Annotated in this window: 27 protein-coding genes; 14 read left to right on the top strand and 13 right to left on the bottom strand. The window is 66.4% G+C overall.

Annotated features, from left to right (window positions below; translation table 11 throughout):
• Window positions 1–41: 41 nt before the first annotated feature.
• Window positions 42–422 (top strand): helix-turn-helix domain-containing protein, encoded by a 381-nt coding sequence (locus ACE3TH_RS05650; RefSeq protein ID WP_374598193.1) that lies wholly within the window; start codon window positions 42–44, stop codon window positions 420–422.
• A 25-nt stretch (window positions 423–447) separates the two neighbouring features.
• Here the strand turns inward: ACE3TH_RS05650 and ACE3TH_RS05645 are convergent, their stop codons facing one another.
• The gene (locus ACE3TH_RS05645; RefSeq protein WP_374598191.1) at window positions 448–969 is read right to left on the bottom strand and encodes an S-type pyocin family protein; all 522 of its coding nucleotides are present in this window, start codon (window positions 967–969) and stop codon (window positions 448–450) included.
• 119 nt (window positions 970–1,088) lie between these two features.
• Between ACE3TH_RS05645 and coaBC the strand changes: the two genes are divergently transcribed.
• Window positions 1,089–2,315, top strand: a complete 1,227-nt coding sequence (gene coaBC, locus ACE3TH_RS05640) for a bifunctional phosphopantothenoylcysteine decarboxylase/phosphopantothenate--cysteine ligase CoaBC (protein ID WP_374598189.1) — start codon at window positions 1,089–1,091, stop codon at window positions 2,313–2,315.
• A gap of 12 nt (window positions 2,316–2,327) precedes the next feature.
• Window positions 2,328–2,777, top strand: a complete 450-nt coding sequence (dut, locus tag ACE3TH_RS05635; RefSeq protein WP_374598187.1) for a dUTP diphosphatase — start codon at window positions 2,328–2,330, stop codon at window positions 2,775–2,777.
• A 9-nt stretch (window positions 2,778–2,786) separates the two neighbouring features.
• Here dut and ACE3TH_RS05630 read toward each other — a convergent pair whose 3' ends face one another.
• The 4 genes from ACE3TH_RS05630 to dnaK all read right to left on the bottom strand — a co-directional run bounded on the left by ACE3TH_RS05630 (window position 2,787) and on the right by dnaK (window position 7,788).
• Window positions 2,787–3,686, bottom strand: coding sequence for a DMT family transporter (locus tag ACE3TH_RS05630; RefSeq protein ID WP_374598185.1), 900 nt, complete (start codon window positions 3,684–3,686; stop codon window positions 2,787–2,789).
• Window positions 3,687–3,695: 9 nt separating this feature from the next.
• Window positions 3,696–4,445, bottom strand: coding sequence for a 4-hydroxy-tetrahydrodipicolinate reductase (gene dapB / locus ACE3TH_RS05625; protein ID WP_374598183.1), 750 nt, complete (start codon window positions 4,443–4,445; stop codon window positions 3,696–3,698).
• Window positions 4,446–4,533: 88 nt separating this feature from the next.
• Window positions 4,534–5,706, bottom strand: a complete 1,173-nt coding sequence (dnaJ, locus tag ACE3TH_RS05620) for a molecular chaperone DnaJ (RefSeq protein ID WP_374598181.1) — start codon at window positions 5,704–5,706, stop codon at window positions 4,534–4,536.
• A 165-nt stretch (window positions 5,707–5,871) separates the two neighbouring features.
• Window positions 5,872–7,788: a molecular chaperone DnaK gene (gene dnaK / locus ACE3TH_RS05615; RefSeq protein WP_374598179.1), complete on the bottom strand. Its 1,917-nt coding sequence runs from the start codon at window positions 7,786–7,788 to the stop codon at window positions 5,872–5,874.
• A 236-nt stretch (window positions 7,789–8,024) separates the two neighbouring features.
• Here dnaK and ACE3TH_RS05610 point away from each other — a divergent pair, with 236 nt between their 5' ends.
• Window positions 8,025–8,642, top strand: a complete 618-nt coding sequence (locus ACE3TH_RS05610; RefSeq protein WP_374598177.1) for an alpha-ketoglutarate-dependent dioxygenase AlkB — start codon at window positions 8,025–8,027, stop codon at window positions 8,640–8,642.
• A gap of 85 nt (window positions 8,643–8,727) precedes the next feature.
• Window positions 8,728–9,633, top strand: a complete 906-nt coding sequence (locus tag ACE3TH_RS05605; protein ID WP_374598175.1) for a dienelactone hydrolase family protein — start codon at window positions 8,728–8,730, stop codon at window positions 9,631–9,633.
• On the opposite strand, the gene grpE is transcribed toward ACE3TH_RS05605, so the two are convergent.
• Genes grpE through ACE3TH_RS05590 form a run of 3 tightly spaced genes read right to left on the bottom strand, consistent with a single transcriptional unit; the run spans window position 9,630 to window position 11,910 of the window.
• Window positions 9,630–10,220 carry a nucleotide exchange factor GrpE gene (gene grpE, locus ACE3TH_RS05600; RefSeq protein WP_374598551.1) on the bottom strand — a complete coding sequence of 197 codons (591 nt, stop codon included), beginning with the start codon at window positions 10,218–10,220 and terminating at the stop codon, window positions 9,630–9,632. The two genes, ACE3TH_RS05605 and grpE, sit on opposite strands and share 4 nt — an antisense overlap.
• Window positions 10,221–10,279: 59 nt before the next feature.
• Entirely contained in the window at window positions 10,280–11,353 is a 1,074-nt protein-coding gene (gene hrcA / locus ACE3TH_RS05595; protein WP_374598173.1) for a heat-inducible transcriptional repressor HrcA, read from the bottom strand.
• Window positions 11,350–11,910 carry a GNAT family N-acetyltransferase gene (locus tag ACE3TH_RS05590; RefSeq protein WP_374598171.1) on the bottom strand — a complete coding sequence of 187 codons (561 nt, stop codon included), beginning with the start codon at window positions 11,908–11,910 and terminating at the stop codon, window positions 11,350–11,352. Before ACE3TH_RS05590 ends, hrcA begins: the two co-directional genes overlap by 4 nt.
• 45 nt (window positions 11,911–11,955) lie before the next feature.
• On the opposite strand from ACE3TH_RS05590, the gene rph reads away from it, so the two are divergent.
• The 6 genes from rph (at window position 11,956) to ACE3TH_RS05560 (ending at window position 16,449) form a co-directional block, all read left to right on the top strand.
• Complete coding sequence (gene rph / locus ACE3TH_RS05585; protein ID WP_374598169.1) at window positions 11,956–12,687, top strand: ribonuclease PH; 732 nt, start codon at window positions 11,956–11,958, stop codon at window positions 12,685–12,687.
• Between the two features lie 86 nt (window positions 12,688–12,773).
• Entirely contained in the window at window positions 12,774–13,172 is a 399-nt protein-coding gene (locus tag ACE3TH_RS05580) for a hypothetical protein (protein WP_374598167.1), read from the top strand.
• Window positions 13,173–13,226: 54 nt separating this feature from the next.
• Entirely contained in the window at window positions 13,227–14,381 is a 1,155-nt protein-coding gene (locus tag ACE3TH_RS05575; protein ID WP_374598165.1) for an acyltransferase family protein, read from the top strand.
• A 37-nt stretch (window positions 14,382–14,418) separates the two neighbouring features.
• Entirely contained in the window at window positions 14,419–14,967 is a 549-nt protein-coding gene (locus ACE3TH_RS05570) for a CHAP domain-containing protein (protein WP_374598163.1), read from the top strand.
• Between the two features lie 30 nt (window positions 14,968–14,997).
• Window positions 14,998–15,960: a magnesium transporter CorA family protein gene (locus tag ACE3TH_RS05565; protein WP_374598161.1), complete on the top strand. Its 963-nt coding sequence runs from the start codon at window positions 14,998–15,000 to the stop codon at window positions 15,958–15,960.
• 12 nt (window positions 15,961–15,972) lie between these two features.
• Complete coding sequence (locus ACE3TH_RS05560) at window positions 15,973–16,449, top strand: COG3650 family protein (protein WP_374598159.1); 477 nt, start codon at window positions 15,973–15,975, stop codon at window positions 16,447–16,449.
• On the opposite strand, the gene mmcB is transcribed toward ACE3TH_RS05560, so the two are convergent.
• From mmcB to hslV, 3 genes are read right to left on the bottom strand one after another with little or no spacing between them, the layout of a single operon-like run.
• Window positions 16,434–16,877, bottom strand: a complete 444-nt coding sequence (gene mmcB, locus ACE3TH_RS05555; RefSeq protein WP_374598549.1) for a DNA repair putative endonuclease MmcB — start codon at window positions 16,875–16,877, stop codon at window positions 16,434–16,436. The genes ACE3TH_RS05560 and mmcB overlap by 16 nt on opposite strands.
• A 55-nt stretch (window positions 16,878–16,932) precedes the next feature.
• Window positions 16,933–18,234: an ATP-dependent protease ATPase subunit HslU gene (gene hslU, locus ACE3TH_RS05550; RefSeq protein WP_374598157.1), complete on the bottom strand. Its 1,302-nt coding sequence runs from the start codon at window positions 18,232–18,234 to the stop codon at window positions 16,933–16,935.
• Window positions 18,234–18,791: an ATP-dependent protease subunit HslV gene (gene hslV, locus ACE3TH_RS05545; protein WP_374598155.1), complete on the bottom strand. Its 558-nt coding sequence runs from the start codon at window positions 18,789–18,791 to the stop codon at window positions 18,234–18,236. Before hslV ends, hslU begins: the two co-directional genes overlap by 1 nt.
• Window positions 18,792–18,933: 142 nt before the next feature.
• Between hslV and ACE3TH_RS05540 the strand changes: the two genes are divergently transcribed.
• Together ACE3TH_RS05540 and ACE3TH_RS05535 are read left to right on the top strand one after the other, a co-directional pair.
• The gene (locus tag ACE3TH_RS05540; protein WP_374598153.1) at window positions 18,934–19,323 is read left to right on the top strand and encodes a BLUF domain-containing protein; all 390 of its coding nucleotides are present in this window, start codon (window positions 18,934–18,936) and stop codon (window positions 19,321–19,323) included.
• 61 nt (window positions 19,324–19,384) lie between these two features.
• A complete protein-coding gene (locus ACE3TH_RS05535; protein WP_374598151.1) occupies window positions 19,385–20,125 on the top strand; it encodes a ThiF family adenylyltransferase in 741 nt (246 codons plus the stop codon).
• Here ACE3TH_RS05535 and ACE3TH_RS05530 read toward each other — a convergent pair whose 3' ends face one another.
• Both ACE3TH_RS05530 and ACE3TH_RS05525 read right to left on the bottom strand, forming a co-directional pair.
• A complete protein-coding gene (locus ACE3TH_RS05530) occupies window positions 20,126–22,168 on the bottom strand; it encodes an alpha/beta hydrolase family protein (RefSeq protein ID WP_374598149.1) in 2,043 nt (680 codons plus the stop codon).
• A 65-nt stretch (window positions 22,169–22,233) separates the two neighbouring features.
• Window positions 22,234–23,220, bottom strand: coding sequence for a 2-hydroxyacid dehydrogenase (locus ACE3TH_RS05525; protein ID WP_374598147.1), 987 nt, complete (start codon window positions 23,218–23,220; stop codon window positions 22,234–22,236).
• 30 nt (window positions 23,221–23,250) lie between these two features.
• Between ACE3TH_RS05525 and ACE3TH_RS05520 the strand changes: the two genes are divergently transcribed.
• Window positions 23,251–23,814, top strand: a complete 564-nt coding sequence (locus ACE3TH_RS05520) for an SH3 domain-containing protein (protein ID WP_374598145.1) — start codon at window positions 23,251–23,253, stop codon at window positions 23,812–23,814.
• The last annotated feature ends 7 nt before the right edge of the window (window positions 23,815–23,821 follow it).

Raw genomic sequence — 23,821 nt, 5'->3', positions numbered from 1 at the left:
CAGCGATGGCGAGAGGAACTGGAGAAGACGGACCCCATCCGGTGGACCGGCATGTCGGTCGCAGGGTCTGCGAGAAACGTCTGGCGCTCGGCTATAATCAAAGTGACTTGGGTCGCGCGCTTGGATTGACGTTCCAGCAAATCCAGAAATACGAAAAAGGGACCAACCGGGTCTCCGCGTCCAAGCTCTGGGACATCGCCCGCTTCTTCAAGGTCGATATCGGCTATTTCTTCGAAGGCCTGACCGGGTCACCGGCCACGGGCGTAGCGGAAGAGTCGGCGAGCTTCGAGCACGATCACCCCGCCACCCGTTATACCATTGAGATCGGACGCCTGGCCCCGCAGTTGTCGACGCGCCAGCAGAAACTTGCGCTGGACCTGATCCGGGACATGGCCGACCGACCGGAACCCGCCGAGAGCTGACGCGCCCGGCGGGTCAATCTGTAACCTAGTCTGACGATCCAGAGGCTCGGCGCTGTCCGAAGGTCGGGGCGCGCTCTTTCTGCTCGGCCCAGTAGCTGGCCCCATCACGCGGCTTGAACATCGTTTTGGGCACGCCGTCGCGCGAGACAACCGCGAAGGTGTTGGTGGACGCTTGATACAGCAGGACGTCGCCATTGGGCCGTTCGACACGCTCTGTGCCCGTCGGTGGATTGCGCGTGAATTGCTCGACCTTGGCCAGATAGGCTTCGGGCGTAGCCGCCCCGAAATCGGCTCCATTGGTCTGAAACAGACGCGCCGTCTTGGCATCCACCGTTTCACGCCGATTGGCAGTCAGGACCGGCTTTGGTTCCGCCGACGCGGTCGTTGCCTGGTCATCCGGGGCGGGACCACTGGTCATGACGGCTTGTGGGATATCGGCAGATCGATCGCGGGTTTCGACTGCGGAGTCGCCATTGCCACACGCCCCAAGAGCCATGATGGCTGTGAGTGCCAGTGCGCCAATCAATGTCTTTTCGGTGATACTCATGAAACCCTCCCGGTTGAACCCACCGCCACGAGGGTAATCACAGGTTCTGTGTTCTTGCAATGTTCTATTTTGCGCAACCGTCACTCGACGCTGTCGCCCAGCCTCGCTAGAGGGGAACCATGACTCAGCCCTCCCTGACTGGCCGCAAGGTCCTGCTGATCGTCGGCGGCGGCATCGCGGCCTACAAGGCGCTTGAGCTGGTGCGCCTGCTGAAGAAGGCCGGGGTCGAGGTCATGAGCGTCCTGACGTCCGCCGGGGCCGAGTTCGTCACGCCCATGTCGCTGGCGGCCCTGACCGGCCATCCTGTGCGCCAGGCGCTATTCATGCCCGAAGACGAGACGGCCATGGGCCATATCGAACTGTCGCGCTGGGCCGATCTGGTGGTGGTCGCGCCAGCGACGGCGGGCCTGATCGCCAAGGCGGCGAATGGTATGGCCGACGACCTGGCCTCGACCACACTGCTGGCGACGAACAAGAAGGTCCTGCTGGCCCCGGCCATGAATGTACGGATGTGGCTGCATCCCGCAGTTCAGGCCAATGTCGTGCGGCTGAAGGGCTTCGATGGCTTTCACGGCGTGACAGTCGTTGGGCCGGACGAGGGCGAGATGGCCTGTGGCGAGTTCGGGCCCGGGCGCATGGCCGAGCCGGCCGCGATCCTGTCTGCCATCGAAGGGTTGCTGGCGGGGCCGGACGGCAGGCCCCTGGTCGGTCGCACGGCGGTGGTGACGGCGGGGCCGACGTTCGAGCCGATCGATCCGGTGCGCGGTCTGACCAATCGCTCCAGCGGCAAACAGGGCTATGCGATCGCCGAGGCTCTCGCGGGTCTGGGCGCGACCGTGACGTTGGTATCGGGGCCGGTGGCTCTGGCTGCACCGGTCGGGGTGACGCGGGTCTGGGTCGAGACGGCGCAGGACATGAAGGCGGCGGTGGAGGCGAACCTGCCCGCCGATATCGCGGTGATGAGTGCCGCCGTGGCCGACTGGCGGGTGGATGGCGTGGCGTCGGGCAAGATCAAGAAGGCACCGGGCGGACCGCCGTCGCTGGCCCTGATCGAAAACCCGGACATTCTGGCGGGCGTGTCCGCTCCCGGCCCGAACAGGCCCAGACTGGTGGTGGGGTTTGCGGCGGAGACCACAGAGCTGGAGGCCAACGCCCGGGCGAAGCTGTCGCGCAAGGGCTGCGACTGGATCGTCGGTAATGACGTGTCCGACGATGTGTTCGGTGCCGACGGTAATGCCGTGACTCTGTTTACCTGTGATGCGGCACCCGACCGCTGGCCGCGCCAGAGCAAGGTCGAGGTGGCCCGCAAGCTGGCCGCCCGCATCGCCGATCATTTCAAGGCCTGAGAGACACCGCCCATGACGATCCTGCGTATCCAGCGCCTGCCGCATGCCGAAGGTCTGGCCCTCCCGGCTTACGAGACGACCGGTTCGGCGGGCATGGACTTGCGGGCGGCCGTGCCGGAGGACGCGCCGCTGACGTTGGAGCCGGGCGCCCGGACGCTGGTGCCGACGGGGCTGAAGATCGCGCTGGATCAGGGCTATGAGGCCCAGGTACGGCCCCGGTCGGGTCTGGCGTTGAAACACGGCCTGACCTGTCTGAACTCGCCCGGCACGATCGACAGCGACTATCGCGGAGAGGTCGGGGTCATCCTGATCAACCATGGCCAGGAGCCGTTCGTGATCCGCCGCGGCGAACGCATCGCCCAGCTGGTCATCGCCCGGCACGAACAGGCCGAGGTGGTCGAGGTCGAGACGCTGGATGACACGGTTCGCGGCACCGGCGGCTTTGGCTCCACGGGACGTTAGGGCCGATCTCTAGCCCGCTGCGGGGGTGACCTCGCGCCTCAGCACGCGCTCGCGCCAGGCGGTATAGAGACCGCTCCCGGCGATCAGAGACGCCCCGGCCAGGGTCGCCAGTGTGGGGGCGTCGCTGAGCAGGGCCCAGCCCAGCACCACGGCTCCAACCAGTTGCAGATAGTCCAGCGGCACGAGCGCGGACACCGGCGCGTGCCGCAGCGAGGTCGTCATCAGGATTTGCGCCAGCCCGCCAGCCAGACCACCTGCGGCGAGGATGGCCAGAACCGTCCATTCCAGGGTTCGGCCCTCGATCACGGTCAAAGCTCCGCCGACGATCAGGCAGGCCATGAAGAACCAGAAAACGATGGCGGTCGCCGTCTCGGTCTTGCCCAGCTGGCGCAGGGTGACGGTGACGGAGGCGGCGACGAAGGCTCCGCCCAGCGCAAACAGCACGCCGATCAGGGGCGGCGCGCCTACCGCACCGGGACGGACCATGAGCAATACGCCCAGAAAGCCGACGATGACGGCGGTCCAGCGATGCCGTCCCACCGTCTCCTTCAGCAACAGAATGGACAGGAGGGTCGCGAAGATCGGAGCCGTGAAGCCGATTGTCGTGGCATCCGCCAGCGGTAGCAGGCGCAGCCCCTGAAAGATCAGAAAGATGCCCGACACGCCGAGCGCCCCCCGCCAGACATGGACCGTGGGTCTGCGGGTCGAGATCGCAGCCAGACCGCCCCCGGTGCCGAACACCCACAGCAATACGATCGGCAGGCCGAAGAGCGATCGATAGAAGACCATCTCTCCGGCCGATAACGGCTGTAGGGACGCGGCCCATTTCATCAGGGCGTACATCAGGGAAAAGCTGAACGCTGCCGCGGCACGCAGCGCCATGCCGTAGCTGGTACCCTGGCGTGTCACGCGTCGCCGTCAGGCCTGACGGAAGCCGAGGACGTCCTGCATGTCATAGAGGCCGGGCGGGCGGCTGCGGACCCAGGCGGCGGCGGCGACGGCCCCCTTGGCGAACAGGCTGCGGTCGATGGCCGAATGGCTGAGGGTCAGGGTCTCGTCATCGGAGGCAAACAGGACGGTGTGTTCGCCGATCACCCCGCCGGCGCGCAAGGAGGCAAAGCCGATGCGGCCCGCCTCGCGCGGTTCGCCGACCCCGTCGTAGGGGGCACTACGTACCTCGGCCAGATCGACGTTGCGCCCGGACGCCGCCGCCTCGCCCAGCATCAAGGCGGTGCCCGAAGGCGCATCGACCTTCTTGCGGTGATGGGTTTCCAGGATCTCGATGTCCCAGTCGCGGGCATCCAGTCGCTGGGCCGCGTGCTCGACCAGACCGATCAGGATGTTGACGCCCAGGGAGAAGTTGCCGCTGCGGACGATGGCGATCCGTTCGGCGGCCTTGAGGATTTCCGCGTCCTGTTCTGGCGTCAGGCCGGTGGAGCCGATGACCAGGGCAGGACCGCCCCTGGCCGCGCAGGCCTGGGCCAGTTCGACCGAGGCGTCGGCGGTCGAGAAGTCGATGACCACGTCGCACAGGGACAGATCGGGCGTCTCGCCCCGGTCGAAGCGGGCGGCAACCACGACATCCTCGCGCGCGTCGAGCACGGCGGAGACGGCGCGACCCATGCGGCCCCGGGCTCCGGAAATACCGGCATGGAAGATGGCGCTCAAAAGACAGTCCCCCGCTGGTGGCCCGAATGGCGATCCGGGACCGGATGATTATGCATCGGAAACGCCGTGGCTCCAGCCCCGTGGGCGGCTACTGCGTCGTTTCCTTGCCGGTGTCACCCAGGATGTCGGCCCAGAAGCGCTTGGCCTTGCCGGTAAAGGAGGAGTTGCGGGGCGTCTGGGTCTCGCCCAGCGAGGCGGCCAGTTCTTCCAGCAGTTCCTTCTGACGCGCGGTCAGGTCGGTGGGTGTTTCGACGAACAGTTCGACCACCAGATCGCCGCGCTGACGACCGTTCAGGTGGGGCATGCCCTTGCCCTTGATGCGGACGGTCTTGCCGGTCTGGGATCCGGCGGGCACGTCCACATTGGCGCGGCAGCGACCGTCGCAGGCCTCCGACACCAGACACGGCGCGTCGACCTGGCCGCCCAGGGCGGCGGTGGTCATGGAGACGGGGACAGTGACCAGCAGGTCCAGATTGTCGCGCTCGAACAGTTCGTGCGGCGTCACCGACAGGAACACATACAGGTCGCCGCGCGGGCCGCCGCGCGTCCCGGCATCGCCCTCGCCCGACAGGCGAATGCGGGAACCGTCGTCGACGCCGGCGGGCACCTTCAGGTTTAGGGTGCGGTTCTTGCGAACTTGGCCGTGGCCATGACAGGTCGTGCAGGGATCGGCGATCTGGCCCGAGCCGCCGCAGGTGGGGCAGGTGCGCTCGACCTGGAAGAAGCCGTTGGCTTGGCGCACGCGACCCGCGCCGCCGCAGGTGCCGCAGGTGGTCGGCTGGGTGCCGGGCTTGGCCCCCGACCCGTCGCAGGTGTCGCATGTGGCGGTCGTCGGAACCCGGATCTCGACGTCAGCCCCCTTGTAGGCCTGCTCCAGCGTGATCTCGAGGTCGTAGCGCAGGTCCGAACCGCGGCGAGGCCCCTGCTGACGGCTACTGCTGCGACCGCCGAAAACGTCGCCGAAAGCATCGCCGAACACCTGGGAAAAGATGTCGTTGACGTCGTGGAAGCCCTGCTGCTGACCGCCGCCACCGCCATTGACGCCCGCATGACCGAACCGGTCATAGGCCGCCCGTTTCTGGGGATCGGACAGGACAGTATAGGCCTCGGAGATTTCCTTGAATCGCGCCATGGACTCCTCCGAGCCGCCGTTGCGGTCCGGGTGGTGCGTCATGGCCAGCTTGCGATAGGCCGACTTCAGGCCGGCGGCATCAATGGTCCGCTCGACCTCCAGGATTTCGTAATAGTCACGCGTCGCCATGCGGCGTTCGTCCTCTTACCCCTGCCTGTCCGACCGTCTCCTTCTGGAGATTCTGCTACCGGACTGGGCTGACCGGACTGACATGGGGGTCCGGCGAAATGATGCAAGTTTTATGGAAGACCCCGCCCGTCGATCGACGGACGGGGCCCTTCGGTTCAGGCGCGATCAGGCGCTTTTCTTGTCGTCGTCCGCGGTGCCTTCGGGGGCGACTTCCTCGAACTCGGCATCGACCACGCCGTCGTCAGCGGGAGCCGCGCCGTCGGTGCCTTCACCACCGGCCTGGGCCGCATACATGGCCTCGCCCAGCTTCATCGAGGCCTGGGCCAGGGTGTTGGTCGCGCTCCGGATGGCTTCCGGATCGGACCCGTCGCGGGCGGCCTTGAGGTCGGTCAGGGCGGTTTCGATGGCGGTCTTGTCGGCCCCCTCGATCTTGTCGCCGTGTTCGGCCATGGCCTTTTCGGTCGAGTGGATCAGGCTGTCGGCCGAATTCTGGGCCTCGACCAGTTCCTTGCGGGACTTGTCGGCCTCGGCATTGGCCTCGGCTTCCTTGACCATCTTGTCGATGTCGGCATCCGACAGGCCGCCATTGGCCTGGATGCGGATCGACTGCTCCTTGTTGGTCGCCTTGTCCTTGGCGGTGACGTGCACGATGCCGTTGGCGTCGATGTCGAAGGCGACCTCGATCTGGGGCATGCCGCGTGGTGCAGGCGGAATACCCATCAGGTCGAACTGACCCAGGATCTTGTTGTCGGCCGCCATCGGGCGCTCGCCCTGGAAGACCCGGATCGTCACGGCCGACTGATTGTCGTCGGCGGTCGAGAAGACCTGGCTCTTCTTGGTCGGGATGGTGGTGTTGCGCTCGATCAGGGGCGTGAACACACCGCCCAGGGTCTCGATGCCCAGGGTCAGCGGGGTCACGTCCAGCAGAAGCACGTCCTTGACGTCGCCTTGCAGAACGCCGGCCTGAACGGCGGCGCCCAGGGCCACGACCTCGTCAGGGTTCACACCCTTGTGCGGCTCCTTGCCGAAGAAGGCCTTCACGGCTTCCACGACCTTGGGCATGCGGGTCATGCCGCCGACCAGCACGACCTCGTCGATATCGGACGCCTTCAGGCCCGCATCGGCGAGGGCCTTCTTGCAAGGCTCGATCGTGCGCTGGATCAGGTCGTCGACCAGGGCTTCCAACTTGGCGCGGCTCAGCTTGATGTTCAGGTGCAAGGGGCCCGAGGCGTTCATCGTGATGAACGGCAGGTTGACCTCGTACTGGGCCGTCGAGGACAGTTCCTTCTTGGCCTTTTCGGCCTCTTCTTTCAGGCGTTGCAAAGCCAGCTTGTCCTGGCGCAGGTCGACGCCCTGCTCCTTTTTGAACTCGTCAGCCAGATAGTCGACCAGGCGCAGGTCGAAGTCCTCGCCGCCCAGGAAGGTGTCGCCGTTGGTCGACTTCACCTCGAAGACGCCGTCGCCGATCTCCAGGATCGAGACGTCGAAGGTACCGCCACCCAAGTCATAGACGGCGATCTTCTGGCCGTCGCTCTTGTCCAGGCCATAAGCGAGCGCGGCCGCGGTCGGCTCGTTGATGATGCGCAGGACTTCCAGCCCAGCGATCTTGCCGGCGTCCTTGGTAGCCTGACGCTGGGCGTCGTTGAAATAGGCGGGCACGGTAATGACGGCCTGGGTGACCTTTTCGCCCAGATAGGCCTCCGCGGCCTCCTTCATCTTGCCGAGGGTGAAGGCCGAAATCTGCTGGGGCGAATAGTCCTTGCCGTTGGCGCGCACCCAGGCGTCGCCGTTCGGGCCCTTGACGATCTCATAGGGGACCATGCCCTTGTCCTTCGCGACCACGGGGTCGTCGAAGTTGCGGCCGATCAGGCGCTTGATGGCGAAGAAGGTGTTGGCGGGGTTGGTCACGGCCTGGCGACGGGCGGGCTGACCCACCAGGGTCTCGCCGCTTTCCTGGATCGCGATGACGGAGGGCGTGGTGCGGTTGCCCTCGGCGTTTTCGATGACCTTGGGATTCTTGCCGTCCATGACGGCGACACACGAGTTGGTGGTGCCCAGGTCGATGCCGATGATCTTGGCCATATCTAGTCTTTCACTCCATTCAGCGGGCGATGCGGCGGCCTTTTCAAGCGAAGCGCCGCGCGTGACCGCCCCCGATTCAAGGGTCTTGGTCTGTTACAGGGTCCCGGATGGATAGCCCCACGAGATGCGGGGTTTTCCAGCGGTTGTCGCCGATATGGGAAACACCCCCCCGCCTGCAAGCCCTTGTGTGCGATTCAGCGGGTGTTGTGGCCGGGCGTGGTGATAGAGTTTCGGGGGTGAATGCTGTGCGGGAAATCCAGACGGGTCTCGAAGGTTTCCGGCTGTGGCCGGGCGCTCTGTCGGTGCAGGCGCAGGCCACGCTGCTGGCAGTGGTGCTGACGGCCGAGGCGGTGGCCCCGTTCTATCGGCCGGAAACGCCCGGCGGGCGGCCCTTCTCCGTCCAGATGACCAATCTGGGCACCTTGGGCTGGGTCTCCGATCGGGGCGGCTATCGCTATCAGGCGACGCATCCGGTGACGGGAAAGCCCTGGCCGCCGATCCCGTCGATGCTGCTGGACCTGTGGTCGGAACTGACCGGCTGGCCCGAGCCGCCCGACGCCTGTCTGGTCAATCTGTACAGGGAGCAGGCGAAGATGGGCCTGCATCAGGACAGGGACGAGGCGGACCTGACAGCGCCGGTGCTGTCGGTATCGCTGGGGGATACGGCGGTGTTCCGGATAGGGGCCGCCGGGGGCGGGCCGACGCGGTCGATGCGGTTGGCGTCCGGCGACGTTTGCGCCCTGACGGGCCCGGCACGACTGGCGCGGCACGGGATCGACCGGCTGATCGCGGGGTCGTCGACGCTGGTGCCGGGGGGCGGGCGCATCAACCTGACCCTGCGCCGCGCACGATGATGTCACGGCCTTCGTGAGTGGACGACTGGTCGGGCTTGGGTCAGTGTCCCGGCTTCGTCATCGACCAACCCGCCGGAGATCGCCCATGCCCACCCTGGTTCGGCCTGAAGGGCCTGAAGCCGACGACCTCATTTTCAGCCGCAGGACGCTGGGCGTGGGCGCGGTCGGCGGTCTGTTTTTCGCCGGCTATGCGCCTGCGGCCCTGGCCGCCCAGGCCGCGCCCGTTGTGACGGACAGCACAGGGCTGGTCAGCGCGGATGTGACCTATGCCGCGCCCGACGGCTTTCAGCTGCCGGCCTATGTCGCACGGCCCGAAGGCGACGGCCCCTATCCGGTGGTCATCGTGGTGTCGGAAATCTTCGGCGTGCACGAATACATCCGTGACGTCTGCCGTCGCCTGGCCAAGGCGGGTTATGCGGCGATCGCGCCCGCCTTCTTCGTTCGCGTGGAAGACCCGGCGCCCCTGTCGGACATGACCCGTATTCAGCAGATCGTGGCAGCGGCGGGATACGAGCAGGTCATGGGCGATCTGTCCGCCACCCTGGAATGGGCCAGCCTGCAAGCCTGGGCCAATACGGACAAGGTCGGCATCACCGGCTTCTGCTGGGGCGGCAAGGTCGTCTGGCAGGCGGCGGCGCGGTTCGCGGCGATCGACGCGGGCGTGGCCTGGTACGGCCGACTGGCCCCCGCCGCCAATGCCACGCCGGAACAGGTGGCGTCGGGCCAGCCCTGGCCGGTCGATCTGGCGGCGGATCTCAAGGCCCCGGTCCTGGGTCTGTACGGCGAGCAGGATCGCGGCATTCCCCTGGCCAGTGTGGAGGCCATGCGCGCGGCGCTGCAACGGGCTGGGCAGAGCGAGAGCCGGATCGACGTCTATGACGACGCCCCGCACGGCTTCCATGCCGACTATCGTGACAGTTATCGCGCGGCGGACGCCGCCGACGGCTGGGCCAAGCTGCTGGCGCTGTTCGGAACCAAGCTGAAGGGCTAGGCCTTGCCGTCGAAATGCCCGCCGTCGGCTGTGCCTTCGGCGGCATAGGCGGCATTGCCGGCCGCAGCACCTGAACCCTTGGCGGCAACCACGACCATGGCAGGGCGCACGGTACGGCCGAACAGGGCATAACCGGCCTGGAGCGTCTGCAGCACCTTGCCGCCGGGCACCGTATCGGACGGCTGTTCCATCATGGCCTGGTGCAGGTGGGGGTCGAAGACCTCGCCCGCCGCGGGGGCCACGCGCTTGAGGTTGTTGGCCTCGAAGGCCGACAACAGGGATTTCTGGGTCAGCTCCAGCCCGGTGACCAGACCGGCCTCGCCGGCGTCGGCGTTCTTGGGCGCGGCCATCAGGGCGCGTTCCAGATTGTCGGCCACGCCCAGAAGGTCGCGGGCGAACTTCTGGATGGCATAGGCGCGGGCGTCGTTGTTCTGGGTCTCGGCGCGGCGCTTGGTGTTCTCGGCATCGGCGACGGCGCGAAGCGCGCGGTCCTTCCACTCGTCACGCTCGGCGATCAGGGCGTCGATATTGGCCAGGGCCCGATCGTCCTCGGCGGCTGCAGCCTGCTGAGCCTCTGGGATGTCCACGGCTTCGAACTCGGGATCGTTGTCCCAGCCGCTTTCGGGATCCTGATGGGGGGTGTCGTTCAAGTGTCTTGTCCGTCCAGCATTCGGCCCAGCACCCGGGCGGTGTAGTCCACCAACGGGATGATGCGCGCATAGTTCAAACGTGCGGGCCCGATGACGCCGATGGCGCCCAGCACCCGCTGGCGGCCCGACATATAGGGCGCCGCGATCACGGCGGAACCCGAAAGTGAAAAGAGTCTGGTTTCGGCCCCGATGAAGATGCGCACGCCCTGGGCCGTCGACACCCCGTCCAGCAGGCCGATCAGTTGTTCCTTCTGCTCCAGATCGTCGAACAGGACGCGTACCCGCTCCAGATCCTCGACCGTTTCGCGATCCTGCAACAGGTTGGCGCGGCCGCGCACGATCAGGGCCCGCTCGCGTTCGGCCCCGCCGGACCAGGCGGCCAGACCGTCCTCGACCAGGCGAGCGGCGGCGGCATCCAGCTCGCGCCGGGCGGCGTCCAGCTCGGTGCGCATCTCGGTGCGCGCCTCGTGCAGGGGGCGGCCCTTCAGCCGGGCGTTGAGGAAGTTGGAGGCCTCCTGGAGAGTTGAGGGCGTGACCCCGGCCTTCAGCGGCATCAGCCGGTTCTCGACCGTGCCGTCGTCGCCGACCAGCACCGCCAGGGCCTGATCGTTACCCAGGGCCACGAACTCCACATGTTTGACGCCCGCATCGCGCACCGGACTGGCCACGATGCCCGCGCCACCGGCGAGCCCGGACAGCAGGGCCGAGGCTTCGTTCAGCGCCTCATCGAACCCGCGCCCACGGCCTGCGAGGCGCCCGTCGATCTCGCGCCGCTCCTCGGTGCCGATGTCGCCGATTTCCAGCAGGCCGTCGACGAACAGCCGCAGGCCCGCATGGGTGGGAATTCGTCCAGCCGAGGTATGGGGCGAGGCCAGCAGGCCCGCCAAGGTCAGGTCCTGCATGGTGTTGCGGATTGAGGCGGGCGACAGGGCGATGCCGGACAGGGACAGGGTCCGCGACCCCACGGGTTCTCCGGTCTCCAGATAGCCCTCGACGATGCGACGGAAAATGTCGCGGGCCCGGCTGTCGAGCACAGACAAAGAGGCGGAAGGAGAGCCGATGAAGGTCATGCTTGAAGCGCCTGTCTGGATTGCCAGTCCGCCTTCTCCAGCCGCATGACCAGACAATCGTCCTGATCGAACATGCGGCGACCGACCTCGACGAAGCCGAGGCGCCGGTAGAAGCGCTGGGCGGCGGTATTGCTGTTCAGGGGATCGATGACGATCGCGGTCACCCCGGCCTCGGCGAAGCAGCGGTCGATCATCATCGTCATCATCTGTGTGCCGATGCCGCGCCCCAACCATTTGGGCGGGCCGATCCAGATGTCGATGGCGCGCAGTCCAGGCTCGATCTCGCCCCAGTAATGACTGGGTTCAGTGTGTGGATCGCAGACGGCCATCACGCCGACGGGCCGCCCATCCACCTCGGCAATCAGATAAGTCAGTTCGTAGGCCGAGTTGGAGACCTCGTCGGCCCAGTCGCTGCCGAAGGCGACATCGGCATCCGGATCGTCGTTGGAACAGGCGATGACGTGAGGCTCGCGGTCCCAGGCGGTCAGGATCGGCACGTCATCGAGCGTCGCCGGGCGCAAGGTTACGTCGTGGCTGGCTGGGGGGGACACGGTCATGGTTTCAGGATAAGCAGCGCGCCTGTCGTCTCCAAGGACCCTCTCATGACCGTCTCGCTCCGCCCCTCCGGCCGCACCCCTGAACAGCTTCGTGCCGTGACGCTGGAGACCGGCGTCAACCGTTATGCGGAGGGTTCGTGCCTGGTCACCTTCGGCCACACCAAGGTTCTGGTCACTGCCTCGGTCGAGGACAAGGTGCCGGGCTGGATGCGCAATTCGGGCCAGGGCTGGGTGACGGCAGAGTACGGCATGTTGCCCCGCGCTACCCACACGCGCGGCCGTCGTGAGGCGGCTGCGGGCAAGCAATCGGGCCGGACCCAGGAAATCCAGCGTCTGATCGGGCGGTCGCTTCGCGCTGTCGTCGATCTGAAGGCACTGGGCGAGCGGCAGGTGGTGCTGGACTGCGACGTGGTCCAGGCTGACGGGGGCACGCGCACGGCGGCGATTACCGGGGCCTGGGTCGCCATGGCATCGGCTTTCGACTACCTGCGGGCCGAGGGCGTGCTGAAGACCGACCCGATTCTGGACCAAGTCGCAGCCATCAGCTGTGGCGTCTGCGGCGACCAGCCGGTGCTGGACCTCGATTATGAAGAGGATTCCAATGCCGAGGCTGACAGCAACTTCGTCCTGACCGGCTCGGGCACCATCGTCGAAATCCAGGCCACGGGCGAGAAGCGCGGCTTCAGCCGGGGCGAGTTCGATCGGCTGTTCCAGCTGGCCGAGGGCGGGTGCGCCGAGCTGTTTGCCTTGCAAAGACAGGCTCTGGGCCGCGTCTAACCAGTCGGCAGGTGCAGGGCGCGGGTTTCGTCGCGGGCTGAACCGTGCCTAAGGTGGCAGGTCGCCCGATCGCATGGAGCCTCATGATGCGTCTGCCTCTTCTCGCCGTTGCCTGCCTTTCGCTGGCGCTGTCTGCCTGCGGACAGAATGCCTCCACGCCGGACATCGACGAGGCCAAGGGCGGTGAAGAGGTCATCGCGGCCCCGAGCGCCGAAATGCCGGTCGATGCGCCGCCTCAGGAAGAGGTTTCTCCCTCCGAGGGCGCGACGCCGGGCGATCAGGCTGCGGCCGCGCCCGGTTCCTGTCTGGCCGAGGTCGGAGCCCAGGCTTCGGCCCGGCTGGTCGAGCGGTGCATTGCTGTCAGCCCGGCAACCCGTCCGCCCTGCAATGCCGGCAATCCCTGCACGATGATCCAGGGCGAGATCGACCGCGCCTGTGGCCAATACGGGCCGGGCGAAACCAAGCCGGCGGAATGCGCGGCCTGAGGCCAGCGGCGCAGGTTTAACGGTTCCTAGAGCCTGAGGTTGTAGCCTTTTGGCATGACTTCGATCCCGACCCTCGGTCAGGAGGCTCCGGCTGACCTGCGCGCCCTGACCACTCTGCGGTTCTTCGCGGCCCTGTGGGTCGTGCTGTTCGCCGCCTGGCCGCATCTGGACGTGGCTTTCACGCCCAATGTCGTGGCCAAAGGCTATCTGGGCGTCGAGACCTTCTTCATCCTGTCCGGCTTCATCCTCAGCCATGTCTATCTGGAAGGAGCGGGAACGAAGCGCTTCTCCTACGGCGGCTTCCTGTGGGCGCGGCTGGCGAGGGTTTATCCGCTGCATCTGGCGACCCTGTTCGGCATGATCGCCCTGGGTCTTGGCGCGACCGTGGCCGGGATCGCGGTCAGCGACAGCCTGCTGGACTGGCGCTCGCTGTTCGCCCACCTGACCCTGACCCAGGCCTGGGGTCTGGCCCCGTCGGCGGCCTTCAACCATCCGTCCTGGTCGATCTCGGCGGAGTGGTTCGCCTATCTGAGTTTTCCCGCCTTCGCCTTCGTCGCCTGGCGATTGCGCGAGCGTCCGGTGCTGGCGACCGTTCTGGCAGCAGGTCTGGCCCTGGCCATCTATGCCGTCTTCCAGCCGCTGGCCGGGTTTTCCCTGACCCAGGCGACCTTCCTGTGGGGCGCGCTGCGGATCGTGCCGTGTTTCATGCTGGGGTGCGCGCTCTATCTGATCCATCGGCGCTGGATGCTGCCCTATGCGGGCTGGATCGCGGGGGCCTGCGCGGCGGGCATGGTGATCGCCGCCTCGTTGAACGCCTGGGACCCGATTATCGTGCTGTTCGCGGGCGGGCTGATCCTTGCGCTGGGCTCGGTCCAGAACGCCAGGGGCGGGCTGATGGCCTCGGCGGCCGGCGTCTATCTGGGCGAGATCAGCTATTCGATCTACATGGTCAACGCACCGGTCCTGCTGGTCGGGGTCAACCTGGCGGCCAAGGCGACGGGCGCAGAGGATCGACTTCACGTAATCGTGTGGCTGGGCGTTGTGGCCCTCATTCCGGTGGTGGCGGCGGGCACCTATTACCTGATCGAACGCCCGGCCCGCAAGGCTTTGCGCGGCATGGCGGATCGGCGTTCGGCGCGCGTAGCTGCGGCGAAGACACAGAAGAAAAATGCCGAAAGGGGTCTTCAACCTTCGGAGACGATCGGTTAGGTCTGGTTACAGTCAGTAACAATCCGGACTAAACCGCATGCTGAAACGCCTCTCGGCCGCCCTGGTTGCATTGACTCTTGGTGTTTCCGCCCTGGTCGCCGCACCCTCCGTTCAGGCCGATGCGCCCTATTGGCAGTGCGTGACTTTCGCCCGCATGTTCTCGGGCATCAACATCTACGGCGACGCCCTGACCTGGTGGGGTCAGGCTCAAGGCAAATATGCTACCGGCGAGCGCCCGCAGACCGGATCGGTCCTGGCCTTCCGCCCCAGCGGCCGCATGAGCCGGGGCCATGTCGCCGTTGTCTCCGAAATCGTTACCGATCGCGTGATCCGCGTTACCCACGCCAACTGGGGCGGCAGCCGCGGCCAGGTCGAGGAAAACGTCACCGTCGTGGACGTCTCGGCCAATGGCGACTGGACCGCCGTCAAGGTCTGGTACAATCCGATCAACGATCTGGGCACCTCGGTCTATCCGACCTATGGCTTCATCTACAAGGATGCGCCTGCCGAGGGACCGACCCCGTATCAGGCACCGTCGCGGAACGGCGTGATCATGGCATCCGCCTCGACCAACGGTCTGAATTGATCGGCTGACGCCGCCGGGCTAACCAGGCCCATGATCCATATCTATTGCTCCGACGGACGACGCTGCGAACCGGTGGAGGTAGCCAGCGAAGGCTGGACCCTGCCTGCCAACGCCGTCTGGATCGACCTGATCGACCCGACGCCGGAGGAGGATCGCATCGTCGAGCGGTTTCTGTCTCTGTCGGTACCGACCAAGGCTGAGATGGCCGAACTGGAGGCCTCCAGCCGCCTGTACCGCGAGAACGGGGCCACCTATGTCACCGCCGACATCATCCATCGCGGCGACGAGGACATACCGGCCGCCGACCCGGTGACCTTCGCCCTCACCGGCGGGCCGCTGGTGACCGTGCGCTATTTCGATCCCAAGCCGTTCCAGATGACGATCGAAAAGCTGCAGCGCGAGCCCTCGGCCTGCGATACGGGCGTCGACGTCTTCCTGAATCTGATGGAGGCGATCGTGGATCGCGCGTCGGACGTTCTGTCCAAGAACGGGGCGCGGGTGGAGGCGGTGGCCAATCACATCTTCACGGGCGGGCGCACGGTCGGCTTCGACCGGCTGATCGGCAAGCTGGGCCGGGCCCAGATCGCCAATGCCCGCATCGAACAAAGCCTGTCGGGCCTGGCCCGCATCTTCGCCTTCGCCGCGCTGGACCCCGGGATCGAGCAACATCCGGACTCGCGCGAGCACCTCCGTTCCCTGACGCGCGATGCGCAAAGCCTGATCGCGCACAATCAGTCGGTGGCCGCCTCGATCAATTTCCAGCTGTCGGCGGCGCTGGGGCTGATCAACATCGAACAGTCGTCGATCATCAAGATCTTCTCGGTGGCGGCCGTGGCCTTTATGCCGCCGACCCTGATCGCCTCGATCTATGGCATGAACTTCCAGCACATGCCCGAGCTGGCCCAGGGCTGGGGCTATCCGGCGGCGCTCATAGCCATGGTGGTGGCCGCCCTTCTCCCGCTGGCCTGGTTCAGGCACAAGGGCTGGCTCTAGGAGATATTCGCCATGCGTTCGCTCGTCGTTGCCGCTTTGTCCTGTCTTGCTGTCGCCGCCTGTTCACGCTCGGATGACGTGGAGATCAAGGCCGCCGGCGTCGCGACCCCGCCGCCGACACTGGCGGGCGTCGATCTCAGCCAGCCGGTCCGGGCCCTAGGCACCGAGCCGTTCTGGAGCCTGGAGCTGAACGGCACCGACATGATCTACACCAGCCCCGAGCCGGGCGAGCTGCGTGCCCCGCAACCGGCCGCGGTGGTCCAAGGCACGGTGGCGATGTTCGAGGCCGCGGCCACCGATGGACAGCCCATGAAGGTCACCCTGACCGCCACCGAATGCTCGGACGGCATGAGCGACCGGACCTATCCCCTGACCGCAATCGTCGAACTGGGCGAGCGGACCCTGACCGGCTGCGCGGCCTCGACGGCGGCGATCATGAGCGCGGGCGAAAGCGGTCCGGTCGACGCGCCGGCTCAGCCCGCCGGCTGATCGCGCAGGGTTCGGAGCGCCCCCAGCCGGGCGAAGGCCAGCGTCAGGGCCTTGCGCCGCGCCGGGGCCAGCGGCGTCACCGGGGCCTCGCGCACCACCGCCCCGCCAAAGCCGTCGGCGACGATCAGGCCGGGCGTGTCCGACAGCACCTCTTGCGGGAACTCGGGCGCAACGGCGAAGAAGAAGGCATCGCAGAAGGGGGCGTATTCCCCCCATTTCCGGTCGACGCGATAGTCCTCGATGCCTGACTTGACCTCGCAGATGACGATGTCGCCCCGCCGCCCGATGGCCATAACATCGGCGCGCCGCCCGTTGGGCAGGCCGACCTCCAGCAGCGGCGCATAACCCAGGTCGATCATCAACCGCGCCGCGCCGCGCGTGACGGCCAGGGTCGTCTGCGGGCGGCTGAAGACCAGGTCGATGGACAGAAGCTCGGACACCCGCCCTTATGTTCCGCCTTCGTTCTGGATTCAAGTCAGGCGGCTAGAGGATGAAGCGGCTCAGGTCCGCATCGCGGGCCAGGTCGCCGACCTTGTCGCGCACCTGGTCGCCGTCGAAGCTGACGGTCTGGCCCGCCAGGTCCGAGGCCTTAAAGCTGGTCTCTTCCAGCACCTTTTCCATCACGGTCTGAAGTCGCCGCGCCCCGATGTTCTCGATGGTGGTATTGGCCGCCACCGCCGCGTCAGCCATGGCCTCGACCGCGTCGGGGGTGAAGGTCAGAGTGACGTTCTCCGTCGCCAGCAGGGCCTGGTTCTGGCGGATCAGATTGGCCTCGGGCTCGGTCAGGATGCGCACGAAGTCGTCACGCGTCAGAGCCTTCAGCTCGACCCGGATCGGCAGCCGTCCCTGAAGCTCGGGCAGCAGATCGCTGGGCTTGGCGACGTGGAAGGCGCCTGAGGCGATGAACAGCACATGGTCCGACTTCACCGGGCCGTACTTGGTCGAGACCGTAGTCCCCTCGATCAGGGGCAGCAGGTCGCGCTGTACCCCTTCGCGCGAGACGTCGGCCCCGGACGCCCCCTGGCGAGCCGCGACCTTGTCGATTTCGTCCAGGAAGACGATGCCCTCGTTCTCGGCCAGCGACAGGGCTTCGCGGGTCAGGCTGTCCTGATCCAGCAGCTTGTCGCTCTCCTCGGTGATCAGGGGCTCCATGGCATCGCGAACCGCCAGCTTGACAGTTTTGGTGCGTTGCCCGCCCAGCTTGCCCAGCATTTCGGACAGGTTGATCATGCCGACATTTCCGCCGCCGGGCAGGTCCAGCCCCTGCATGGGCGAGGCGGTGTCGGCCAGCGACAGCTCAACTTCCTTCTCGTCCAGTTCGCCGGCCCGCAGCTTCTTGCGGAAGCTGTCGCGGGTGGCGGGCTGCGATCCCGGTCCGACCAAAGCGTCCAGGATGCGCTCCTCGGCGGCGGCCTCGGCCTTAGCCTTTACGCCGATGCGGCGGCTGTCGCGCACCATGATCAGCGCGGCCTCGACCAGGTCGCGCATGATCTGATCCACGTCGCGACCGACATAGCCGACCTCGGTGAATTTGGTCGCCTCCACCTTGATGAACGGCGCACCGGCCAGCTTGGCCAGACGCCGGGCAATCTCGGTCTTGCCCACGCCGGTCGGCCCGATCATCAGGATGTTCTTGGGCGTCACCTCGTCGCGCAGATCGTCGGGCACGCGCTTGCGGCGCCAGCGATTGCGCAAGGCCACGGCCACGGCGCGCTTGGCATCGTTCTGGCCGACGATGAATCGGTCCAGTTCAGAGACGATCTCGCGGGGGGAAAGGTCGGTCATCAGAGGCTTTCCACCGTCAGGTTTCCATTGGTGTAGACGCAGATTTCGGCGGCAATCTTCATTGCCTTGCGGGCGACCTGTTCGGCGTCGAGATCGGTCTCCTCGATCAGGGCGCGGGCGGCGGACAGGGCATAGTTGCCGCCGGAGCCGACGGCGGCGACGCCGTATTCCGGCTCCAGCACATCTCCCACGCCTGTGACCGTGAAGATCGAGGTCTTGTCCGCGACCAGCAGCATCGCCTCCAGACGGCGCAGATAGCGGTCCGTCCGCCAGTCCTTGGCCAGATCCACGCAGGCGCGGGCCAGTTGGTCCGGGTACTGCTCCAGCTTGGCCTCAAGTCGCTCGATCAGGGTGAAGGCGTCGGCGGTGGCCCCCGCGAACCCGGCCACGACCTTGCCGCCTGCCAAGACGCGTACCTTTCGGGCCGCACCCTTGACGATGGTCGGGCCCATCGAGACCTGGCCGTCACCGGCGATGACGGTGCGACCGTTCTTGCGGACTGCCAGGATGGTGGTGCCGTGCCAGCCGGGCGAGGGAGAGTCAGGTATCTGGTTCATCGCGCTCAGATGGCGACCGAAATGCGGCGTGCAAGGCAAAACCGAAACGATTTCAACGTCTCTTTGCTGCCATATTTGAACCACTGTAACGGGTTACATGAGCACGTAATTACCCCATAAATGCTGGAATTGAGAGAACGTCGTGCTTCATCGCGTAGTCTACGTGAGTGAGTCTGTCGGAGCCACGGCTGTGTCGACCCAGTCGCTGGCCGAGATTCTGGGGGCATCCGATCGCAATAATCGACGCGACCATCTGACCGGCTGCGTCCTGTTCCATGAGGGCCGTATCGTGCAGGCGATCGAAGGCGGTCGGGCCGACATCGACCGCCTGGTGCGTCGCCTGCTGGTCGATCCGCGCCACACCGGCATGCGGATCATCGTGGATACACCGATTTCCGAGCGGCTGATGCACGAGCCCATGGCCCTGTGCCGCGATCCCGCGACGATGATGCGCCGTACCGGCCTGACGACCCTCAGCCGACTGACCGCCGGGGATGTGCAGGCCATGCTGGAGTATCGCCTGGCCGCCTGATGGGGCGTGAGCTCCTCCAAACGCACGTGACCGATGGGGTCGATAGGGTTAGGCAGAGCGCGTGACCTTTTCCGACGACGAAATCGAACGCTATGCCCGGCATCTGATGCTGGCCGAGGTCGGCGGGCCGGGTCAGCAAAGGTTGAAGGCCGCGCGCGTAGCCTTGATCGGTCTGGGCGGGATCGGCGCTCCAGCCAGCCTGTATCTGGCGGCTGCAGGTGCCGGAACCTTGCGGTTGATCGACGACGACGCGGTCAGCCTGTCCAATCTGCAGCGGCAGATCCTGTTTCAAACCCCAGACCTGGATCGCCCTAAAGTCGAGGTCGGGGGCGAGCGTCTGACGGCTCTGAATCCGCATGTCCAGATCGAGTCCCGACCCGTCAGGCTGTCAGGCGAGAACGCTGCCAACCTTCTGGCCGATTGCGATGTCGTGATAGACGGTACGGACGACTTCGAGACCCGCTTCATCGTCAATGCCGCCTGTGTGGATGCAGGCCTGCCTCTGGTGTCCGCCGCCCTGGGCCGGTGGAGCGGACAGGTCAGCGTCTTCAGCGGCCAGCCCTGCTACCGGTGCCTTGTCCCGGAGATACCGCCAGACGCCGAAACCTGCGCCCGCGTCGGCGTGGTCGGGGCGCTGGCGGGTGTCATCGGAGCCATGGCGGCGATGGAGGCGATCAAGCTGATCACACAGGCGGGCGATCCGCTGACGGGGCGGTTGCTGATCTACGACGGGCTCATGGCGACGACCCGGGCGGTCGTGATCCCCGCCGACCCGCACTGTCCGACCTGCGCCGTCGGCTGATCAGGCGAAGGCTTGTTTGATCAAGGCGACGTAGCGGGACATCAGCGCCCTTTCCTGTGAGTCAGGCCAGTCTGCGTGACCATGCTTTTCGATCTCGATGAGTTCGACGGGCCTGCCTGCGCTGCGCAGGGCGTCCCTCATCCGACGGGACTGGATTACGGGCACGACACCGTCATCTTCGCCATGGACCAGCAACACCGGGCAGGCGATCTCTGACGCGCGGCGCCGCGGTGACGCCTGATTCAGACTGGCACCCGCCGTCTCGGGATCGCCGATCCGCTTCGTCCAGAAGTCGTAGATCTGCTTGCCTGGCGTATCGTCCTCGCGGTTCTCCCAGGCCAGCATGTCGGGCAGATCGGCCACGCCGCAGATGGCGATGCAGGCCTTGTAAAGCTCTGGTCGGCGCACCGCCCCCATAAGGGCGGCATAGCCGCCGTAGCTGGTGCCCATGATGGCCACACGACCTGCGTCCAGGCCTTTGGGCTCTATGACCTGGGCCACAGCATCCTCGACGTCCTCCTGCATGCGCTCGCCCCAGCGGGTCCATCCCTGACGGGCGAAGTCCAGACCATAGCCGCCGGACCCCCTGAAATTGGGACGCAGCACCCACCAGCCCTGGGCGGCCAGTATCTGGACCTGTGTGTCCCAGGCACGGGTATCGCGGATTTCCGGTCCGCCGTGCGGCAGGACGACCAGCGGTCCGGCCCGGCCCCCGGGCGGCGCGGTCAGATAGGCCTCGATCTCTGCCCCGTCGCGCGTGCGCACCGTCACGGTCTCTGTTACGCCCAGTCGGGCAATGTCCAACTGCATGGCCGCCCCGACATTCACGACGGCACGGGCCGTCTTGTCATAGAAGAACCAGGCACCCGGCTCGGTGGGACCCGTCACGTGCAGCATGAAGCGGTTTCGATCCGCGTCGATGTCGGTCAGATGGACATCGCAGTCATTGTCGAAAAAGCGGTTCAGACCGGCGTGCAGCGGCACCAGGGTCGGGTCGGTGAAGTCATATTCCAGACGCGCACTGTAATAGGCCGCCCCCATGTAGCGACCCGCCGTGTCCTTCAGTCCATACAGCACATCGCGACCGGGACGAGCGCTGATTGGTGGCCCGACCGCAAGACTGCCCAGATCCAGTTCGCGGATGCTTTCCGTATCCTCGCCCTCCGCGCGGGCCGAGACCAGGACCGTGCCGGGTCTGTCCGTTTCGCCTATCCAGGAGAAATCGGGCGCGTCCTGCACGCGTGACCGGCGCAACAGCTTCCACTCCGTTTCGCCTGGCATGCGCGCAAAGACGGTCTCCATCGTGCCGCGCGTATTGATGTCGTGCCGAAGGACCGGCACGCCACCCTGGGTGTTCCAGAAATAGGTTGTGGTGTTGCCACGCTCGATGATGCTGGCGCTGCCTGTATTGATGTTGACGCGATGCAGGGCCATCCGACCGTCGGCCTCCCAGGCGGTCATCAAAACATGGTCGGGGTCATTGGGCAGCATGTCGATGACGCGGCCCATGTCGAAGGTGCGACGCAGACGATTGCGCTGATCCTGAAACAACAGCACCACGTCGCCGCGATCCGCGCCGATCGAGATGACGCGGCGCGAGGTGAGCTCCACACCCGGCAGGCGCAAGTTCGAGCCGGCCTGTGATCTCGAGGCGGTCTTGGTCGTGATCGCTACGCGGATCAGAAGGCGATCGTCATTGCCCCACTGCATTGCCTCGGCGCGAACAGTACCCAGGTCCACCCGCTTGCTTTCGCCCTCGGGATCGTCGGCGGCAATCAGGTCGACGACACCGTGAGGCTCGTCTTCCGTGCCGATCTCCTGAAGCACAGCGATGCGCCGACCGGACGGCGACAGGGACGCGGATCGGGTGTGCGGGCCGGCGAAGAAGGCGTCGATCGGATAGGGCGTAGAGGCACTGGCGGCCTGGTCCGACAGAGCGCGCGCCGGCTGGACCAGCCCGGACAGAGACAGGGCCCCCGCTCCGCCCAGCAACATACGCCGCGACAGCGCGATCTGCGCCGCCTTGCTCAATCCAAGTGTCATGAATATCCCCCAGATACCGTTAGTCAGGGGTACTCACGTCGGTCATCCCGTCAAGACGTCCGGGATCAGAACATCGCAGGGATCACCCGGTCCGGCGGGCGGTGGCCGTTCTGGAAGGTCATGATGTTGGCGATGACGCGGTCGCCCATGTCCTGACGAGCTTCCAGGGTAGCGGAGCCCAGATGGGGCAGGAGCACAACATTGGCGTGGCCCAGCAGGCCCGGATGGATGGCAGGCTCGTTCTCATAGACGTCCAGCCCGACGCCGGCGATGCGCCGCCCTGCCACCGCCTCGGCCAGGGCGGCCTCGTCGATCAGTTCGCCGCGGGCGGTGTTGATCAGGATGGCATGGGGCTGAAGCCGGGCCAGCCGCTCGGCCGACAGCAGATGATGGGTGTCCTTCGTCGCCGGGCAGTTCAGGGAGATGATGTCCATCCGGGCCAGCATCTGATCCAGATCATCCCAATAGGTGGCGCCTAACTCCTCGGCGATCAGCGGGCTGACGGCCTTTCGGTTGTGATAGTGGACCTGAATGCCGAAGGCCTTCGCCCGGCGGGCCAGGGCCTGGCCGATGCGACCCATGCCCACGATGCCCAGCCGCTTGCCCCACAGCTTGCGCCCGCACATCCAGGTCGGGGTCCAGCCCTCGAACCTGCCGGCGGCGACGACCTGCGCGCCCTCGACGATGCGGCGGCTGGCGGCCAGGATCAGGCCCATGGCCAGGTCCGCAGTGTCCTCGGTCAGGACGCCGGGGGTGTTGGTGACGATCAGGCCCCGCCCGACGGCGGCGTCGATGTCGATATGGTCCACGCCCGCGCCGAAGTTGGCGATCATCTTGAGTTGCTCGCCTGCACTCGCGATCAGGCCGGCGTCGATGGTGTCGGTAATCGTCGGGACCAGCACGTCCGCCCGCTGGACGGCAGCCTCCAGCGTGGCGCGGTCCATGGGGCGGTCGGTCAGATTCAGTTCGGTATCGAACAGTTCGCGCATCCGCGTTTCGACCGCGTCCGGCAGGCGTCTGGTTAATACGACCTTAAGTTTGGGCGCGGACATTGGCAGCCTTCGATTCAACGAGCGTATCCGGTGTCTAGCAAAGCACGCTCCCGCTTCCAAAGACTGGCTGTCGTCACGGCGATCATGGGTGCCGCCGTCATGGCAGGCGCGGGCCAGGCCATGCCCGATGGTCGGCCCACGCCGTCTGGCCAGCCCGTGCCGCGGTGGCTGTCGCTGAAGTCGGACGAAGTGCGTGCCCGGTACGGTCCTGGTCTGGATTATCGTATACTGTGGGAATATCGCGCGCGCGGCCTGCCGGTGCAGGTGATCGCCGAGACGCGGGAGTGGCGCAAGATCTGCGACCCCGACGGTGCCGTCGCCTGGGTCCACCGCAGCGTGGTGTCCAGCCGCCGCAGCGTCCTGAACCGCTCGGACGCCGAGATCGGCATTCACGCCCGGCGAACCGACAGCTCGCCCCTGCGTGCCAGGCTGTCGCCCAACGCCTTGGTGTCAGTCAATGAATGCGAGGAGGGCTGGTGTCAGGTGCAGGCGGGGCGCAGGCGTGGCTGGGTACGTCAGTCCGCCGTCTTCGGCACCCAGGACCGCGCCCTGTGCAACGCGGCGCGCCCGGCCGGCACAGGGCGCGCCTCCTAAATCATTT

The organism is Brevundimonas sp., from assembly GCF_041919755.1.
Classification (GTDB): domain Bacteria; phylum Pseudomonadota; class Alphaproteobacteria; order Caulobacterales; family Caulobacteraceae; genus Brevundimonas.
The sequence above is the reverse complement of the archived record's forward strand: the minus strand, read 5'-3'. Positions and strand labels throughout refer to the sequence as shown.

Bases quoted from the DNA above. Each gene is read 5' to 3' on its own strand.
- hslU (WP_374598157.1), bottom strand. From the start codon at position 18,234: ATGACCGACCTTTCCCCCCGCGAGATCGTCTCTGAACTGGACCGATTC.
- ACE3TH_RS05645 (WP_374598191.1), bottom strand. From the start codon at position 969: ATGAGTATCACCGAAAAGACATTGATTGGCGCACTGGCACTCACAGCC.
- dnaJ (WP_374598181.1), bottom strand. From the start codon at position 5,706: ATGGCGACGCGTGACTATTACGAAATCCTGGAGGTCGAGCGGACCATT.
- dnaK (WP_374598179.1), bottom strand. From the start codon at position 7,788: ATGGCCAAGATCATCGGCATCGACCTGGGCACCACCAACTCGTGTGTC.
- hslV (WP_374598155.1), bottom strand. From the start codon at position 18,791: ATGAACCAGATACCTGACTCTCCCTCGCCCGGCTGGCACGGCACCACC.
- ACE3TH_RS05525 (WP_374598147.1), bottom strand. From the start codon at position 23,220: ATGTCCGCGCCCAAACTTAAGGTCGTATTAACCAGACGCCTGCCGGAC.
- rph (WP_374598169.1), top strand. From the start codon at position 11,956: ATGACCGTCTCGCTCCGCCCCTCCGGCCGCACCCCTGAACAGCTTCGT.
- ACE3TH_RS05590 (WP_374598171.1), bottom strand. From the start codon at position 11,910: ATGACCGTGTCCCCCCCAGCCAGCCACGACGTAACCTTGCGCCCGGCG.
- ACE3TH_RS05565 (WP_374598161.1), top strand. From the start codon at position 14,998: ATGATCCATATCTATTGCTCCGACGGACGACGCTGCGAACCGGTGGAG.
- ACE3TH_RS05580 (WP_374598167.1), top strand. From the start codon at position 12,774: ATGCGTCTGCCTCTTCTCGCCGTTGCCTGCCTTTCGCTGGCGCTGTCT.
- hrcA (WP_374598173.1), bottom strand. From the start codon at position 11,353: ATGACCTTCATCGGCTCTCCTTCCGCCTCTTTGTCTGTGCTCGACAGC.
- ACE3TH_RS05605 (WP_374598175.1), top strand. From the start codon at position 8,728: ATGCCCACCCTGGTTCGGCCTGAAGGGCCTGAAGCCGACGACCTCATT.
- ACE3TH_RS05575 (WP_374598165.1), top strand. From the start codon at position 13,227: ATGACTTCGATCCCGACCCTCGGTCAGGAGGCTCCGGCTGACCTGCGC.
- ACE3TH_RS05560 (WP_374598159.1), top strand. From the start codon at position 15,973: ATGCGTTCGCTCGTCGTTGCCGCTTTGTCCTGTCTTGCTGTCGCCGCC.
- coaBC (WP_374598189.1), top strand. From the start codon at position 1,089: ATGACTCAGCCCTCCCTGACTGGCCGCAAGGTCCTGCTGATCGTCGGC.
- dut (WP_374598187.1), top strand. From the start codon at position 2,328: ATGACGATCCTGCGTATCCAGCGCCTGCCGCATGCCGAAGGTCTGGCC.
- ACE3TH_RS05530 (WP_374598149.1), bottom strand. From the start codon at position 22,168: ATGACACTTGGATTGAGCAAGGCGGCGCAGATCGCGCTGTCGCGGCGT.
- ACE3TH_RS05570 (WP_374598163.1), top strand. From the start codon at position 14,419: ATGCTGAAACGCCTCTCGGCCGCCCTGGTTGCATTGACTCTTGGTGTT.